This is a genomic window from Nocardia panacis (assembly GCF_003598715.1).
Classification (GTDB): domain Bacteria; phylum Actinomycetota; class Actinomycetes; order Mycobacteriales; family Mycobacteriaceae; genus Nocardia; species Nocardia panacis.
Genome location: NZ_QZFU01000036.1, coordinates 1 through 15,367, shown reverse-complemented (window position 1 = coordinate 15,367; position 15,367 = coordinate 1). Strand labels below are relative to the sequence as shown.

General features: G+C 64.2%; 20 protein-coding genes and 1 pseudogene. 8 read left to right on the top strand and 13 right to left on the bottom strand.

Going from position 1 to position 15,367, the window contains the following annotated elements:
- Nucleotides 1–25 precede the first annotated feature (25 nt).
- A complete protein-coding gene (locus tag D5S18_RS25700; RefSeq protein ID WP_158607959.1) occupies nucleotides 26–316 on the bottom strand; it encodes a WXG100 family type VII secretion target in 291 nt (96 codons plus the stop codon).
- Nucleotides 316–645, bottom strand: coding sequence for a WXG100 family type VII secretion target (locus D5S18_RS25695; RefSeq protein ID WP_120043674.1), 330 nt, complete (start codon nucleotides 643–645; stop codon nucleotides 316–318). The genes D5S18_RS25700 and D5S18_RS25695 overlap by 1 nt, the downstream gene beginning before the upstream one ends.
- 257 nt (nucleotides 646–902) lie before the next feature.
- On the opposite strand from D5S18_RS25695, the gene D5S18_RS25690 reads away from it, so the two are divergent.
- Nucleotides 903–1,964, top strand: a complete 1,062-nt coding sequence (locus D5S18_RS25690; protein ID WP_120043673.1) for a dTDP-glucose 4,6-dehydratase — start codon at nucleotides 903–905, stop codon at nucleotides 1,962–1,964.
- Nucleotides 1,965–1,982: 18 nt separating this feature from the next.
- Here the strand turns inward: D5S18_RS25690 and D5S18_RS25685 are convergent, their stop codons facing one another.
- The 3 genes from D5S18_RS25685 to D5S18_RS25675 are packed head-to-tail and all read right to left on the bottom strand — an operon-like array spanning nucleotide 1,983 to nucleotide 5,268.
- Nucleotides 1,983–3,059, bottom strand: coding sequence for a DegT/DnrJ/EryC1/StrS family aminotransferase (locus D5S18_RS25685; protein ID WP_147404166.1), 1,077 nt, complete (start codon nucleotides 3,057–3,059; stop codon nucleotides 1,983–1,985).
- The gene (locus tag D5S18_RS25680; RefSeq protein ID WP_120043671.1) at nucleotides 3,056–4,240 is read right to left on the bottom strand and encodes an FAD-dependent oxidoreductase; all 1,185 of its coding nucleotides are present in this window, start codon (nucleotides 4,238–4,240) and stop codon (nucleotides 3,056–3,058) included. Before D5S18_RS25680 ends, D5S18_RS25685 begins: the two co-directional genes overlap by 4 nt.
- Nucleotides 4,241–4,263: 23 nt before the next feature.
- Nucleotides 4,264–5,268 (bottom strand): NAD-dependent epimerase/dehydratase family protein, encoded by a 1,005-nt coding sequence (locus D5S18_RS25675; RefSeq protein WP_158607958.1) that lies wholly within the window; start codon nucleotides 5,266–5,268, stop codon nucleotides 4,264–4,266.
- 269 nt (nucleotides 5,269–5,537) lie between these two features.
- On the opposite strand from D5S18_RS25675, the gene D5S18_RS25670 reads away from it, so the two are divergent.
- The gene (locus D5S18_RS25670) at nucleotides 5,538–6,755 is read left to right on the top strand and encodes a helix-turn-helix domain-containing protein (RefSeq protein ID WP_120043669.1); all 1,218 of its coding nucleotides are present in this window, start codon (nucleotides 5,538–5,540) and stop codon (nucleotides 6,753–6,755) included.
- 98 nt (nucleotides 6,756–6,853) lie between these two features.
- On the opposite strand, the gene D5S18_RS36470 is transcribed toward D5S18_RS25670, so the two are convergent.
- From D5S18_RS36470 to D5S18_RS35185, 5 genes and pseudogenes are all read right to left on the bottom strand, one after another.
- On the bottom strand, nucleotides 6,854–7,303 hold the full coding sequence (locus D5S18_RS36470; RefSeq protein WP_369410436.1) for a transposase: 450 nt from the start codon (nucleotides 7,301–7,303) through the stop codon (nucleotides 6,854–6,856).
- A gap of 86 nt (nucleotides 7,304–7,389) precedes the next feature.
- Nucleotides 7,390–8,067 carry a hypothetical protein gene (locus D5S18_RS34540; RefSeq protein ID WP_147404164.1) on the bottom strand — a complete coding sequence of 226 codons (678 nt, stop codon included), beginning with the start codon at nucleotides 8,065–8,067 and terminating at the stop codon, nucleotides 7,390–7,392.
- 501 nt (nucleotides 8,068–8,568) lie between these two features.
- Nucleotides 8,569–8,790 carry a hypothetical protein gene (locus D5S18_RS25660; RefSeq protein WP_239003999.1) on the bottom strand — a complete coding sequence of 74 codons (222 nt, stop codon included), beginning with the start codon at nucleotides 8,788–8,790 and terminating at the stop codon, nucleotides 8,569–8,571.
- A gap of 6 nt (nucleotides 8,791–8,796) precedes the next feature.
- Nucleotides 8,797–8,934: pseudogene (locus tag D5S18_RS36465) on the bottom strand (hypothetical protein); the annotation flags it as partial.
- A gap of 246 nt (nucleotides 8,935–9,180) precedes the next feature.
- Nucleotides 9,181–9,597 (bottom strand): hypothetical protein, encoded by a 417-nt coding sequence (locus D5S18_RS35185; protein ID WP_162500992.1) that lies wholly within the window; start codon nucleotides 9,595–9,597, stop codon nucleotides 9,181–9,183.
- On the opposite strand from D5S18_RS35185, the gene D5S18_RS25650 reads away from it, so the two are divergent.
- The 4 genes from D5S18_RS25650 (at nucleotide 9,490) to D5S18_RS25635 (ending at nucleotide 12,550) form a co-directional block, all read left to right on the top strand.
- A protein-coding gene (locus D5S18_RS25650) for an IS3 family transposase (protein ID WP_120043665.1) occupies nucleotides 9,490–10,652 on the top strand; the annotation gives its coding sequence in 2 pieces (ribosomal slippage) (nucleotides 9,490–9,774 and nucleotides 9,777–10,652; 1,161 coding nt in all). The two genes, D5S18_RS35185 and D5S18_RS25650, sit on opposite strands and share 108 nt — an antisense overlap.
- A 454-nt stretch (nucleotides 10,653–11,106) precedes the next feature.
- On the top strand, nucleotides 11,107–11,805 hold the full coding sequence (locus D5S18_RS25640) for a creatininase family protein (protein ID WP_239003998.1): 699 nt from the start codon (nucleotides 11,107–11,109) through the stop codon (nucleotides 11,803–11,805).
- Nucleotides 11,806–11,862: 57 nt separating this feature from the next.
- Nucleotides 11,863–12,009, top strand: a complete 147-nt coding sequence (locus tag D5S18_RS35020; protein ID WP_158607955.1) for a hypothetical protein — start codon at nucleotides 11,863–11,865, stop codon at nucleotides 12,007–12,009.
- A gap of 58 nt (nucleotides 12,010–12,067) precedes the next feature.
- Nucleotides 12,068–12,550, top strand: a complete 483-nt coding sequence (locus D5S18_RS25635; RefSeq protein ID WP_120043662.1) for a hypothetical protein — start codon at nucleotides 12,068–12,070, stop codon at nucleotides 12,548–12,550.
- 85 nt (nucleotides 12,551–12,635) lie between these two features.
- Here D5S18_RS25635 and D5S18_RS25630 read toward each other — a convergent pair whose 3' ends face one another.
- Nucleotides 12,636–12,980, bottom strand: a complete 345-nt coding sequence (locus D5S18_RS25630; protein WP_239003997.1) for a nucleoside/nucleotide kinase family protein — start codon at nucleotides 12,978–12,980, stop codon at nucleotides 12,636–12,638.
- Nucleotides 12,981–13,327: 347 nt separating this feature from the next.
- On the opposite strand from D5S18_RS25630, the gene D5S18_RS25625 reads away from it, so the two are divergent.
- Complete coding sequence (locus D5S18_RS25625; protein WP_120043661.1) at nucleotides 13,328–13,543, top strand: hypothetical protein; 216 nt, start codon at nucleotides 13,328–13,330, stop codon at nucleotides 13,541–13,543.
- A 364-nt stretch (nucleotides 13,544–13,907) separates the two neighbouring features.
- A complete protein-coding gene (locus D5S18_RS35445; RefSeq protein ID WP_203236910.1) occupies nucleotides 13,908–14,255 on the top strand; it encodes a hypothetical protein in 348 nt (115 codons plus the stop codon).
- A 48-nt stretch (nucleotides 14,256–14,303) separates the two neighbouring features.
- On the opposite strand, the gene D5S18_RS35910 is transcribed toward D5S18_RS35445, so the two are convergent.
- Nucleotides 14,304–14,597 carry a hypothetical protein gene (locus D5S18_RS35910; RefSeq protein ID WP_239004050.1) on the bottom strand — a complete coding sequence of 98 codons (294 nt, stop codon included), beginning with the start codon at nucleotides 14,595–14,597 and terminating at the stop codon, nucleotides 14,304–14,306.
- Nucleotides 14,509–14,946 carry a TnsA-like heteromeric transposase endonuclease subunit gene (locus D5S18_RS25615; protein WP_239004041.1) on the bottom strand — a complete coding sequence of 146 codons (438 nt, stop codon included), beginning with the start codon at nucleotides 14,944–14,946 and terminating at the stop codon, nucleotides 14,509–14,511. Before D5S18_RS25615 ends, D5S18_RS35910 begins: the two co-directional genes overlap by 89 nt.
- Nucleotides 14,947–15,367 lie beyond the last annotated feature (421 nt).

Sequence of the window (15,367 nt, the reverse complement as noted above, 5' to 3'; positions counted from 1 at the left end):
ATCGGGACAGTCGGCGGCGGGCTCACTACGGCCACATTCCATGGTTGACCGATCCCACCCGTGTGTAAGCGGTATGGGCAGCAGACAATTTCGCCCTCATCTCCCGCAGCGCCGCACGCATCTCGGCGATTGCGGCCACGCGGTTGTCGTGGGCGACGCGGTGAGCGTCCGCGGCACCGCCTGCCCAGCTGATATGCAATTGGTCGATACCCTTGTCGATCTCGGTCACGAGATCCTCGATAGTCGTCTCCAACCTCGCCGCGTCATCGATCAACTGCTGTAGTCCGGGCAGATCGACTCGGTAATCGCCCGCCACTATCGGACATCCGGCAGGTTGAGACTGAAACCCTTCTGCACGATGGCCTGTGCCGAGGTGTCATCGGAGGTGCGGTATCCACCCGCGGCGGTACGTAGATTCGCGGCGTCGGAGACGAACGAGGAGATGACGCGCCGCGCCCCGTCCTCCCAGTCCGTCCACGGGCTTTCATGGGAATCGGCGGCTGTGCCCTGCCAGTCGCTGCCGAGAAAAGTGCGAACCGCCCGCATGTGCCTGTCCACGGCATCGGCGAGATCCTGGGCCAGCCTGTCCAATCCGTCCGCGGCGGACTGCAACTCCGCCGGACTGACATCAACACGATCGGCCATATCACCTCCCCTTCGCCCACTCGTCTGCCGGCTACGAACTATATGACCCAATCCAGTTGGAAGCTACCGCCCAACAGCGACACAAACACTCGCTGACGTTCGGCGCGGCGGCACCAGACACATTGCCTGACAAGGGACCACAAGGATCGCAGCCAGGCCGTATCACCCATCCGTGCAGCAGTCCCTTTTTGGTTCGCCGGCTACCTTGAGCGCTGTGCAACTATGCCTCACCAGGGTGTCGGCTAGGCTCTGGCCCCATGGCTGTCTACCTGGTGACCGGTGCTGCGGGGTTCATCGGCGCGAATTACGTCCACCTACTTGCTGAGTGGGAGGCGGACGCGCAGATCGTCGCGGTCGACTACATCGGGTTCGCGGGAAACGAAGCCAATCTCGCCCCGGTGCGGGATCGGATCAGCTTCGAGAACGCCGATATCGCTGACTTCGACGCGATGGCCGATGTCTACCGCCGGTACCGGCCTGACTATGTCGTCAATTTCGCGGCGGAGTCGCACAATGATCGGGCGATTCTGAGTCCGTCGGCGTTCATGCGTTCCAATGCGCTGGGTGCTCAGGTGATGGCGGAGTGTTCCCGGTTGATGCCGGTGACCGCGCATGTGCATGTGTCGACGATCGAGGTGTACGGCGAGTTGGCAGCGGGTGCGGAATGGTTCAGCGAGGGCTCCGCGCTGAACGCGAAGACCCCGTATTCGGCGGCGAAGGCGGCCGGGGATCAGATGGTGCGCGCCTATATGCAGACCTATCCGGAGATGTCGATCCGGATGACGCACTGCGCCAACAACTATGGCCCGTATCAGATGCCGGAGAAGCTGATCCCGCTCGCGGTGACGAACCTGCTGCGGGGACGGAAGGTCCCGATCTATGGTGACGGCCGGCAGTCGCGGGACTGGTTGCACGTCGCCGACCATTGCGCCGCGATCCACCGCGTCCTGCACGCCGAACTGGACCCGATCCCTGCGGCAGCGGCGACGGACCCGTCGCTGCTGCCGATCTTCGATGTGTCCGGTCGCTGCGAGGTCACCAATATCGAGATCGCCCGCCGCGTCATCACGGAGTTGGGGTTGGAGCCGGTCGAGTGGATCGAGCACATCCCGGACCGGCCCAACCATGACCGGCGTTATCTGATCGACCCGCGCAAGATCGAGACCGTGTTGGGGTGGAAGCCGCAACGTGAGTTCGACACGAGCATTGGTGAGGTCGTGGCCTGGTATCGCGATAATCAGCCCTGGTGGGAAGCGGTCCTGTCGGAGAAGGGCGAACTCGGGTTCGACTGGGCGCGTCCGGACCCGGCCCGCGGCTGAACCGGCCGGGCAGAGCAGTCAGTAATTGGTCACCGCGCCGATGATCCGATCGACCGTGTCGTCGTCCATGCCCGGCCACAACGGCAGGCATATGTGGGTGTCGGCGAACCCGTCGGCGACCGGGAATGCTCGGCCCGCCGCGAGGTCGGCGAATACCGGCTGCCGATGCAATGGCTGTTCGTATACACCCCGCGCGAGGATGATCCCGCGCTCGGACACGGTGCGACGCAACCGTTCCCGGTCCGCGCCGGTGTCGAGGATCGCGATGGCCTTGTGGCCGCTGACCTGCCCGTGCAGTGTCGGAAACGTCAGTGCGGTCAGGTATTCGGTGTAGCGGTCGATTATGTTGCGTCGGCGGATCAGGTCGTCGGCGAGGTGGGTGAGCCGGGTACGGGCGAGGGCCGCGCCGAGTTCGGTGATGCGCCAGCTCCCGCCGGTGACGACGTGCAGGCCGGTGTCGTCCTTGCCCTGGTTGCGGTAGATTCTCGCCGCCGCGTCGATCGCGTTGTCGTCGGTGGTGATCGCGCCGCCTTCGCCTGCGGTGACGACCTTGGTGGCGAAGAACGAGAACGCGGCCGCGATACCGAAACTTCCGGCCGCACCACGGTTTTCGAGAGTCGATCCGTGGGCGTGGGCGGCGTCTTCGATAAGCGCGACCCCCGCGTCGTCGCACAGCGACACGATCTGCGGGAGGTCCGGGGAGAGATAGCCGCCGATGTGGACGACCACCACGGCGGCGACGTCGGCGCTCAGGTTCGCCCGCAGGTCGTCGAGGTCGGGGTACAGGCCCGCGTCGTAGAGACGCACCCTGGCACCGGCCGCGAGCGCGGACGCGGCGGTGGCGTAGTTCGTGTTGGCCGGCACCAGCACGGTGCGGCCGGACACCCCGATCGCCCGGAACACGACCTCGAGTGCCGTCGACCCGGAGCTGGTCGCCGCCGCGTGTCGGGTACCGGCCATGGCGGCGACGGCGGCCTCGAACGCCTCGGTGTGCGGGCCGAGCACGAACCGGCCCGACCGCGCGATCTCGGCGGTCGCGGCGAGCATCACGGCGATCTCGTCGTCGCGTAGGGCTGCGGAGAACGGTGGGATCATGCCGCGTCCACCTCCTCGTGTGCCGTCCACGGCGTGACCGCGACCAGCGATTCCACCGACCGCGGAGCACTGCGGCCGGGTGCCGGGAGCGTCAGGTTTCCCTGAGTGCCGGTGATCGCGGTCGCGACGGCTCGGGAGGCGTGCAGGGCGAGGGTCATCTTGCCGGGTAGCACCGTCCACCAGCCGGTGATCCCGTCGCGGACCCGGTGGTCGACAACGGCGTAGTTCGGGGAGGTTCCCCACTGATCGGAGCCGGTCGGGTGTTCGGTCTTCACCCCGACCCACGCCACTCCCGCATCCAGGTCCAGCACGCCCGGACACAGTCGGGTGCCGAGATCGCCTATCAGAGCGGCGATCTCGGCGGCGGGGACGGGCCAGTCGGCCTCACCGCGCACGAACCGTTGCGGTGCCCCGTAGCGGGACGCGAGCACAGCCCGGCCGGTCACCGACGGCGCCAGGAACGGCCACCCGAACTCCAACCCGATCACCGCCGTCGCCAGCGTCCCCGGGAACGCCATCATGGTCTCCAGGCGCGAGGTCAACTCCGTGACGACCCTGGAGCCCGATCGTTGCAGCAGGGGCCGGGTACCGATCCCGGCGCACACCACCACGCGAGGGGCGTCGAGCGCGACGGTGGTGGTCGTGACGCCCCGGACCCGCCCGTCCGCGGTGACGATCTCGGTGGCGTCCGCTCCGACGATCAGTTCGACACCGGCCGCCGCCGCGCGTGCGGCCAGCTCACAGATCAGCGCGTGCGAGTCGATCACGGATTCGGCGACCGCGTGGCCGGCGACACCGTCCGGATCGGCCAGCACCTCACCCAGCTGGGCCTGCTCCACCCGGCGGGCGGCGATGCCGTGGCGCTCCCACAGCGGCCGGTACACGTCCACAGTCGCGGATGTGCCGATGTACCAGCAGGTTTCGACACCCGACAGGCAGTCGGGGAACGACGCCACGAACGCGGTCCGTCCGTCGGCGCAGTCGCGCACGATCTCCGGATGCCACCGCACATACAGGGCACCGGAGTGCAGCACGCCGTGGTTGTGGGTGGTCGCTCCGGCACCCAGCAGGTCCCGTTCGATCACCGCGACCCGCATCCCGGCTCCGGCCAGCCGCAGCGCGACCGTCAACCCGGTGACGCCGCCACCGACCACAACCGCATCGAATTCGCCTGTCCGCATTGGTGATTCCCCCTTTCCTGCGATCAGTAGACGGCGGGGCTGTCCGGGCCGCCGGCCGACAGCAGTCGCTCGTACCAGGGCACGGTGAACCCGCGCGGATCGTTCTCGTCGATACGGCCGGTCTCCAGCCCGTCGATGACCTCCCGGACACCGTCGGCTACGGTGCGGGACGGTACGAAGCCCAGGGTGTTCTCGATCTTGGTGAAGTCCATGCGGTGCGAGCGGTCGTCCAGGCCGGGGTACGGGGCGAAGCGGTCCACGTTCGTCTCGCGGCCGATGATCTCGGCGAGTTCGACGATCCGATAGTTCAGGTCGTTGCCGCCCAGGTTGAACCGCTGACCGGTGATGAGGTCGGCCGGTGCGCCGATCAGGGTCACCATGGCGTCGGCGACGTCGGCGATATGCACGAACGGCCGCCACTGCCGCCCGTCGCCCAGCACCGGGATCACGCCGCGTCGCACGGCCTGGATGACCATCTGGTGCACCACCAGATCCAGCCGCATCCGCGGCGAGGCGCCGAACACCGTCGCCTGCCGCACCGCGACCACGGTGAACCCGTCGCCGGTAAGCGCCAGCACGCCAGCCTCGGCGTCGGCGTTCGCCGCCGCATAAGTGGTGCGAGGCTTGATGACCGCCGACTCGGCCAGCAGGCCGTCCTGCTGGCCGTAGACACTCGACGACGACGGCAGAATGTAGCGGCCCACGCCCGCGTCCCGCGCCAGCCGGGCGCAGCGGACCCGCGCATGCAGGTTGATATCCATCGTGAGTTGCGGATCGAGTTCTCCGGCGGGGTCGTTGGAGATCGCGGCCAGATCTATCACGCAGTCGACACCATCGAGGTCGGCGCGCGTCAATCGGCGCACGTCCTTGCCGATCAGCGTGAGGTCGGTGCCGGCGGCGGGCAGTGTGTCCCGCCCGAAGAAGAACCGGTCCACCACGACCACTCGAAACCCGTCGGCCAACAGTTTCCTCGTCAGAACCGACCCGATATATCCGCCGCCGCCGGTCAGCAGGATCTTCTTGTCCACCGCGATCACCTTTCGTCCGGAATGAGTGCGCACTCGGCACCGAGGACTCCCACACCGGGGCCGTATGCGAGAAAATCGGTGCAGGGGAACTCGCCCGACGCGCATCGATACAGGAGGTCCCCCAGCGGCGTCGCGCCAGTGGTCCGCCGGTGGGTCGATGGCGAGAACCTGGTGTCGAGCCGCGCTGACAACACTGTGCGGCAACGCAATACGGCGGAGGGACAAAGTTCTTGTCCCTCCGGGTGCAGGGAAACCGCTGAAATGAGGCCATGAACGTGATAGAGCACGACAACATCGGTGGCATCGCCCGCAAGCTCCCGGAGCTGCGCAAACTCGCCGGAAAGACCCAGCCCCGCCTCGCCGCCGAAGCAAACGTGAGCCTGAGCCTGCTCAAGAAGGTCGAGCAGGGCAAGGTCCCCGCCTCACCGGCGTTCATCAGCACGGTCGCCCGCGCGTTGAAGGTCGGGATCGCCGACCTCACCCAACAGCCCTACCCACGGACCACCCGTGACGAACAGCAGGTCCACGCCGGAATCTCCGACCTGCGCCGCGAACTCGCCGCCTACCGCCTCGACCCGGACGACGACCTCCCGGCGCGGCCGTTCGCGCAACTGGCCACCGATGTCGCGAAAGCGTCGCTGTTGCGGCACGCGGTACGACTCGGCGACCTGGGCACCCTGCTGCCGAGCCTACTGGCCGATCTGCGCATCGCCTGGACCCACACGACCGGCACCGATCGAGAGCGCCTGTTCGGCCTCGCCGCCGAAACCTACGCGGCGGCCTCGCAGGTCGCCTACAAACTCGGCTACATCGATCTGTCATCACTGGCGGTAGACCGATACGAGTGGGCCGCAGCCCTATCCGGCGACGAACTGCTCGTGCTGTGCGGCGACTACCAACGCGCCGGCGAACTACTCGGCACCGCCGACTGGAACACCGCCACCCGGCTCCTCGAACACAGCCGGGGGCGGATCGAACCGTCGATCGGCACCGCAGACGAACGCACCCTATCTATGTGGGGCAACCTGCACCTCAAATCCGCGCTGGTGGCCGCCCGCACCGGGAACCGCGACCTCGCCGACGCACACCTGACCGAAGCGACCGAAACCGCACAGCGAATCGGCCAGGATCTCAACCATTTCCAACTCTGCTTCGGCCCCACCAACGTCGCCATCTGGTCGGTCGGGCTCGCCGTGGAAATGATGGACGGCACCACAGCCATCACCCGAGCCGCCGACGTCCGGATCCCCAAAACCACACCCCACGAACGCGCCGGCCATCACTACATCGACCTCGCCCGCGGCTACCTGCTCCACGGCGACCGCCCCGCCGCGTTCGGTGCGCTGCAAAAGGCGAAAACGATCGGCGCGACCCAAACCCGCTACCACCCGATGGTCCACGAAACAATCCGCGTTCTCGCCCGAGAAGAAGCCCGCAGCACCGAATCAGTGCGCGGCTTCGCCGCCTGGTGCGGCATCATCCAATAACGCACCTCACCAGTATCGGTAGGCGGGACTGCCCACACTACGGGCTCATGCATCGGATCCACCTCGAATCATTGGCGTGCATTTGTGGTCAGGTCGCCTCATGTTCGGCCGACACGCGACTCACCATTCGGGCGGGTACATCCGGGGTCGAGGGCGCGCATTCGCGTCATACTGGTGCGAGCCGGAGAATCTGTCGACAGAACCCAGTTCAGGTTTCCGGTCGCGTCGGCGAGCGCGGTCAACGCGACCAGAACCCGATCCCACGTGCCGTCATCGGCGTACCGGTGATGCCGCTTCCATACCGTCTTCCATGGCCCGAATACCTCGGGTAGATCCCGCCACGGCACTCCGGTCCGCAACCGGAATAACATCCCCTCTACCACTAGGCAATTGTTGATGAAGTTGCGGCCCACACGGCCATCGGATTTCGGCAACAATAGCTCGACCAGCTCCCATTGCTTGTTCGTTAAGACTCGATATTGATCGCCATCGTGTCGGTTGACAAAGTGTCCGACCCGTCGTGCTTTCGGGTGTGATTCGAAATTCATCATTCGGTGCATGACTTAGTAGAAGAGTGGCAATCTGGTGCCGTCTTTTTGGTCGAATGTTCCTTCGATCTCGTAGGAGTGATTTATCATTTTTGATTCGGATCCGCTGTCTTTCCGAATGCCATTCTCTCCAGAGCCTGGGGTTGTAGTGTCCATCGGTAGTTGTCTACGAATGGATCCAGAAATTCGTGTGGTATCCGCCAGTCTCGACAATTCGGGGCGATGATATCCAGGATCCCATAGGTGCCCCACCAGTGGAGATCGATATCCTCGCGCCATCTCTGGAACTCGCCGGTATCAGCGGCTCGGATAGCCATAATTCCGCTACTCTGCTCTCCCCAGCATCCCCATAATCCAGAGGCGCCGGTGATTGCGATGACTTCCGACAGATCACCAATGAGCCAGAAATTGTCATCGTCCGGTGTAGGCTCAGTAAGGGCGTCTCCGAATTCGGCGGCGGAAGCGGACACGGGCATCGAGAATGCTGGGTAAACGTTCCAGCTTGCTGGAACGTTTACGCTTCCGTGCGCGGGATTCACCACCATGAAGTCGACGTTTTCGTCACCATTTATCTGCGCCAAACGGCTGAGCGTAGGCCAGAAGCGAGGATTGATCCCCGTCTCGTATTCCATGAAGACTGTTCTCGAACCTCCAACTCGATACACGTCTTCCGGGAACCTCCGGTTCAAGTGAAAAAATGAACTCATTTCACTATGGATGGCTTTGTAGGCGTCCGAGCTTGTCAGCAAATGTCGGTCGTTCATTGTATTCCTTTCCGATATCCGGGCCTATCGGCCTACTTTCGTCAAACCAGCTTTGTTAGCTGCTGTCGATTCCTGGCGTCCGTATCGATCTCAAAGTCGACGTGCCGTCATCTGGAATACATCGGGTTAAATTCTTCGCATATAGATCCCGGATAGTGTATTCCAACTCATCGCCATGCACACTTGCCGCATCCTACCGGCTAGGACCGTGCCTCCGCTGCTCTGTGGCAGAGGCGCGGTCATATTATTCGAGGATGCGCCGTCGGTGTCGTCATCAGACTGGACATTCAGATGGTGTGGTGATCTGAATTGTTGAGCCCAATATCAAACATTCGAAGTGTGTTTAATCGTATTTGTATCGAGTCGAACGGCTACTCATACCATGCTTCTGCATCTGCTCCCAGTCTGACCTTGATGTCGGCTCCCTTATTTCCCGGCCCGGTGTAGTCCATTGTCCAGCCATCCCAATTGTTGGCTTTTGAGCGGAAGCCGATTTTTCCTTCACCGTTCCTTGGTCACTGGTAGTTCACGCACCAGTCGCAGCAACGTTGATCGCGAGACCTGCGCGGCGATATGGCCGGTCAGCCGGTGCCCGGCACGCCCGCCCAACGCCAACCCGATCGAGATCAGCAATCGGGTCAGAACCCGACTTCGCCGCTGATATCGCGCTGCGACGCCCACAGCGGGCTCGGCGAAGATCTTGCGCCCACACTCGTGGTTCATGCATCGAAACCGCTCGACCCGCAGGCGAATTGATACCTCCCGACCATCAACGGCGCGGTCGGCCAGTCGGCGCTCGTATCTACTGGGCACGCGATCAGACGACGTTCCGCACACCGGGCACGCCGCCACCGGAGCCGTCGTCATCGCCGCGAAACCGATCGTTCGCCCCCTCGATTCCACACCGACGAGCCGCACACTCGCCAAATGGGGAACAAGAACTGGAAGACCGACTCGACCGCCTCACCAACAACCACGAGCAGGGTATCTACCGTAATCCATTGCCTCACAACGTGATCGACACGGACTGATCATCGGAAGTGAGCCAGAGCCACTATTCCATGTCCGCTGACACCCTTGATTTCACAGTCCCGATATGGGTCGAGCCGGTCATCATGTGGCAAGCCTGTAATTCGCGCTGATGATCTCTGTCCGCAGGTAGTCCAGGCGGGATTCCAAATTGTCGCGAAGCTCGGCAACTTCGCGGGTGCGATCTGCGAGTTCTCGAGCCTCGAATTCGTTGGCCACAGCGTCGATGTGGAGTTGGCGAACCAGCGAGTCTGTGTCGCGCGCGGTGACTGCCGTAAGCACGTCGAGCTCGCGTAGCATCGCCTCGATCTGGCTGAGCTCGGAAGGGACTGCTGCATGGATAGGTGACACCTGATTTGGCTTTGCCTTCGGGCGGGCTGGAAGGATGTCGCTGTGCCCAAGCCCTACCCTCGTGAGTTCCGTGACGATGTCGTGCGGGTGGCTCGCAATCGTGAACCAGGGGTGACCCTCGATCGGATCGCCGCCGACTTCGGGGTGCACCCGGTCACGCTGTCGAAATGGATGCGCCAGACCGATATCGACGAGGGAACCAAACCGGGTACCAGTACCAGCGAATCGGCAGAGCTTCGGGATGCGAAGCGTCGAATTCGGTTGCTGGAGCAGGAGAACGAGGTTCTCGAGAAGGCCGCCGCCTATTTCGCGCAGGCGAATCTGCCGGGAAGATGACCTACCTGCTCGTCCGCGAGCCGGCCGCCGACGGAATCCCCGTCGCGGTGACGTGCCGGGTGCTGAAACCGGCCCGCCGGCCGTTCTATCGATGGCTGGCCGAGCCGGTCACCGATGCCGAACTCGAGGCGGCCCACCGCGCGAACGCGTTGTTCGACGCCCACCGCGACGACCCGGAATTCGGTTACCGGTTCCTCGCCGACGAGGCCCGCGCCGCGGGTGAGCCGATGGCCGACCGGACCGCGTGGCGGATCTGCTCGGACCACGGCTGGTGGAGCGTATTCGGCAAGAAGCGAAGCGGCAGAGGCAAACCCGGGCCGCCGGTCCACGACGACCTGGTCAGGCGCGACTTCTCCGCCGAGGCTCCGAATCGTGTGTGGTTGGCCGACATCTCCGAGCACCGGACCGGTGAGGGAAAGCTCTACATTTGCGCGGTCAAGGACCTCTACTCCAACCGGATCGTCGGCTATTCCATCGACTCGCGAATGAAATCGGTGCCGGCCGTGCGCGCTCTCGACAACGCGGTCGCCCGACGCGGTGATGTGGCCGGCTGCATCCTGCACACCGACCGAGGGTCGCAATTCCGAAGCCGAAAGTTCGTGCGCGCCTTGACTCGTCACGCCATGGCCGGATCCATGGGCCGTGTCGGGGCGGCCGGTGACAACGCCGCCATGGAGAGTTTCTTCGCGCTGTTGCAGAAGAATGTCCTCGATCGCCGATCCTGGTGCGGCCGTGAGGAATTACGCATCGCGATAGTCACCTGGATCGAGCGGACCTACCACCGCCGCCGGCGTCAAACCGCCCTCGGCCGTTTGACGCCGGTCGAACACGAGACCATCATGACCCCACCGGCCGGCCGGGCCGCGTGATCAAATCTGTCACCCGAACGTGCAGCAGTCCCGAGAACGATCCGGGAGACATGTCGGGCTACTGCACCCCTGGGTACATCGCGATGGAAGCCGCGCATTGCTGGGTGCAGCTCGGGCGGCCGGAGGCTGCCCTCGACGACCTTCAACACGGACTGGAGAACTGGAAGCCCGGCAACCGCCGTGACCTCGGGGTCGGTCTGGCGCGGCTGGCCGCAGCCTACGCCGGAGTGGGCCAACCCGATGACGCATACGAGACAGCTGGCCATGCCCTGGTGATCGTCGCTGACACTCGCTCGAGTCGCACCATTCAACAGCTACACCGAGTGACCGAAAAGCTCACCCAGACAGGATATCTCAGCCACGCTCGCGAGCTCGACCACACGCTTCGCCGCACCCTGCGCCTACCGGAATCAGCGGCCCCGATGAAGACTAGGAGAACGTCAGAGTGGAATTGATGAGCACCGCGACATCAGTGGATGAGGCCCGCCGTGCGGCGACCGTGGCGGTCCTGCCGGTCGGCAGCTTCGAGCAACATGGCGCGCATCTGCCGTTGATCACCGACACTGCGGTCGCCTGCCTGATCGCACAGCGACTATCCGAGACGTACGGACTGTTGCTGCTACCGCCGATCACCATCTCGTGCTCTCATGAGCACAAGGGGTTCGCTGGAACCGTGAGCATCGATGCCGCCACTCTCATCGCGGTGATCGAGGACATCCGGGCCTCGCTGGCGCGCTCCGGTATCAACAAGTTGGTGCTCGTCAACGGCCACGGCGGCAACTACGTTCTGTCGAATATCGCCCTCCAGGCCAACACCGAAGCCCGTAGTGTCGCACTCTTCCCCGGCCGAGAAGAGTGGAATGCGGCTCGCGAGAGCGCGGGGATGGCGACCACCGCCCACGCCGACATGCACGGTGGCGAACTGGAAACCTCCATCCTGTTGCACGCGAAACCGGAGCTCGTCGGCGACAACTGGCGTGTATCGGACCACGATGCGGACGACCGGCCTCACTTCCTGCTTACCGGTATGGCCGCGTACACAACCAGCGGCATCATTGGTCGCCCCTCGCTGGCGTCCGCCGTGAAGGGCGAAGCCGTGCTCAAGAGCCTGGTCGAGACTTTCGCCGACCACCTGAAAATCCTCATGGAATGAGGTGGACCTTTCATCGTATGGGCGGAGGAGCATTCAATGTGTGATGGAGCTCCACGAATGATTGTCGAGCCAGCCGACTTTCCCTCCGGTCGAGCCGATTGGATATTCGTCACCGGTGTGGTCTCCGGCGGGCCGGTCGGCGTCGGCGATGCCGAGGTTTGGACCCCGGCCGTGGAAATGAGCATCAGTCGGTTGGCGTGTTGATGTCCGGCTTGCGTGTCGCGAGCTGGATTCCGGGGTTGACTGTTGGCATCATTACGGGATGTCTGATCTGCTCTGGGATAGTGTCCAGGCGCTTTTCGATCCTGACCTGATGGGAGCCCTGCCCGATGTGACAGTGCCGGACACTTCGGTACAGGACTGGCAGGCGATGTTCGACTTGGTCCAGTCGAGTGGTTGGGCTTGGGAGTACTGGGTGGGCGTCGAGGTCAGGCCGTTGCCGTCTGCCTCGGAGGTTCTGTCGCGCCCGGCTGATGCGGACGCGGCGGAATTGCATGTCTGGCCTGATCCGGGCGTTCTGGCGATTTTCCGGCCAACGTCTCCGGCGGAGATCGACTTTGACATCGACCTCCGCCAGCTACAAGGTCAAAACGGTGTGGACACCCTCTGCGATTTCTTTCGGGTGATCGGTCGCTGCCTGGGCAAACCTGTGACAATGGCCGCCGAGGGTGACTACGACCACCCGGTGCTCGGGTTCGATCCGATAGTTGATCGAGTTGTCCTGCTGGCGGAAGTGTGCCGGTGAGGTTGGCCGATCGGTCGGTGGGTGACCTGTGGTGGGCTGTTTTCGGTGGCAGGGCTTTCCGCTTGTTTCTGCCGCCCGGGTTGGCCTATTTCGTTGTGGCGCGGGCGGTGTCGGCGGCGATGAGTTCGGCGACCTGGCGTGGCTGTAGGCCGGTGGTGTCGATGACGTGTGCTTGCCGGCTGTGCCAAGAGCGGGCGGCGTCGTAATCGTCGAGGTGATCGAATCGCCATTGCGAGGGTCCCATGACACGGTCGTTCTGGATGCGCTGGATGAGTTCGTCGCGGTCGGCGTGGAGCACGAAGTGACAGATCGGGATCCCGGCGTCGGCCAGTCCGGTGCGGATCTCCTGCCAGTATTGGTTGACCAGAACCGTCTGGGGAATGATCAGAGTTCCGCCGACGTAGTCGAGGATCTGGGTCGCGGCGGCCACGACCAGTCCTCGCCAGGGCTGCCAGTCCTGGAAGTCCGAACGGGCTCGGAGGCCAGAACGTGGCGCAGCATGACCCCGACTTCCTCGGTGTCGAAGACCCGCGAACCAGGTAGCAGGGTGGCCTGCTCTACGCCCAGCCCGCCGCCCGAATCACGCAACTGAAGGTCAACCACGTCATCCGCACCAACAACGGGGTTCAGCTCAAGCTCGGCCGCAAACCTGTCGATCTTCCACCGCCGCTGAACGACCTCGTCCTGCGCCTCACTACCGATCGCCGCGGCTATGCCGTCCTCGGACACACTGACAACCACTCATGGCTGTTCCCCGGAGCGGTCCCTGGCCAGCACATGAGCTCCCAGCAGCTCGCTTTCCGGCTCAAGGAACTCGGCATCCCACCGCGCATCGGCCGCAACAGCGCCCTGATGCAACTGGCCGTCAAACTGCCCGACGCCGTAATCAGTGATCTCCTCGGCCTGCGCATCGGCACCGCAACCGAGTGGGCAACCATCGCCGGAAACACTCACCTCGGCTACGCCGCGACCCTCGCCCGTCAGAAGACCTAGGTGCTCTGACCACATATGTTCGCCGGGTTGGGTGACTGGAAGGTCGTTGATCCCTGCCGTGGGCCAGGGCCTCCGCCTATGATCAGCCCGTGCAACCGCCTTCCGTCAGCAATGATTTGATCGCGGCGTTCCCGGCCGAACTTGCTGGCGATGCCCAGGCAGTGCTGGCGGTCATGCCTGCTTCCCGCTTCGGGTCGCTTAACCCCTTCTCGGTCGTGGTGGGGGGCCAGCAGGTCACATCCCTGGGCGCCTCTACAACGACGAGCCATCGGCTGACGCGGTGAGGTCGTTGTCGGCGCGTCAACGGCAGCTTCTGCACTGCTTGTACTCGAGGCACTGCGATGGGAGGGTGCGGCAGCGCCACTTGGAGCAGCTCGTCGGATCCGCGGATCCCTGGGTCGTCCCGTTCGTGGTGCAATTGGTCGGCGAGTACGTCTTGGAGATCCTGGTCGTCATCCGCGACGGGCTTCGTGATCTCGCTACGCCGGGTGCCAGCGGACATCTCGCTTACGGTACATTCGTTGCGGACAACCCGGCCTTCTTCGCGCGCACCCAGAGGCGGGTCGTGAGCTACTGGAACTGCTACTACCGTGCCGCTTATGCGAGTTTTCGGGGCTACCTGGGCTGCGCTCTTCTCGACCTTCTACGGTCGGCCGCCTCCGACATCACAGAGCATCCCTTGCCCAAACCTCACCCCATCCGCCGGCACTAGGGTGCACGGCTACCGCTAGAACTTCACCGGCAAGGTTGTCTGGGGCGATCAGGCTGCGTCGGCGAGCGGGCGTTCGCCCCAATCTGGGGCTATTCCGCACGAACGAATATCCGTGGTTACCAATACCCAGGGTATCGGGTGCGGGGTTGCGGCCGGGGCGCGGCGATCGACGATATAGGCGTTGACTGCGGTGTGGGCGACCGCTGCGTGGTGATGGTCGAGGAGGCGTTCCCAGATCTCGCGGACGCCGGCGCTACGCACCGTGGTGTTCAGGTCCGCAGTCAACAGGCCGGACCACATCAGGTGAAACAGCGTCGGCAACACCACCGCGGGATCGCCCACCGCCTCCGCTCCAGCCATCACCGGCCGCAGCTCGGCGAAGGACCTCCCGAGCTAGCCCCGGCTCTGGACGCACGCAGCGAGGATGGCGATAGCCAGCCAACCGACGCCGGTTCGCCGCCAGCACCGCCGGAACGGCACCGACTCGACGATATTCCCAGCCCACACTTGCGCAGGCGCGCGCGGCGGCCATGAATGCCTCGGCGTCGCGGATCTCGATCCGGTCGGCGGCCCGCCCGTCGACGACGACCGCGCGGCCGTCACGCAGCCGAAGGAAGTAGTCCGGCGCATGCCGCCGGCCCTTGTGGCCGTCGTTCCAGCGGAACCAGAACGGCTGTGACGCAACGGCCACCACCTCGGGATCGGCATTGAACGAGATCAAATGGTCCGCTCCAACCAGGATTCATAGCCGACATGGTCGGCAGTCGTCGCCATCCACCACGATCCCGAGAAATTCGACTGCCCCTTGAACGACGAGAGCGAACGCACCGGACGACACTGTTCGAACGGCACCGACCAGCTGCTGATCAACGAATCGCGCGTCCGGCCCACTCGGCAGGCAGTACTCCAGGTCGAGCCGCAGACTCAGGGTTCACAGAGGCCAGCCGCCGCACCGACGGGTCTGTAAAGTTAGCTTTACAGACCCGATGCGAGCGGCACCTGCGGCGAATTGTGTTCACGCGATGTCCGAGCTGATCGGCCTGGTCAGGTCCCGCAGAGCGTCGTCGTATTGGTTGCGGTCGAACCGGAATGGACCGAACGCGCTGTAGTCG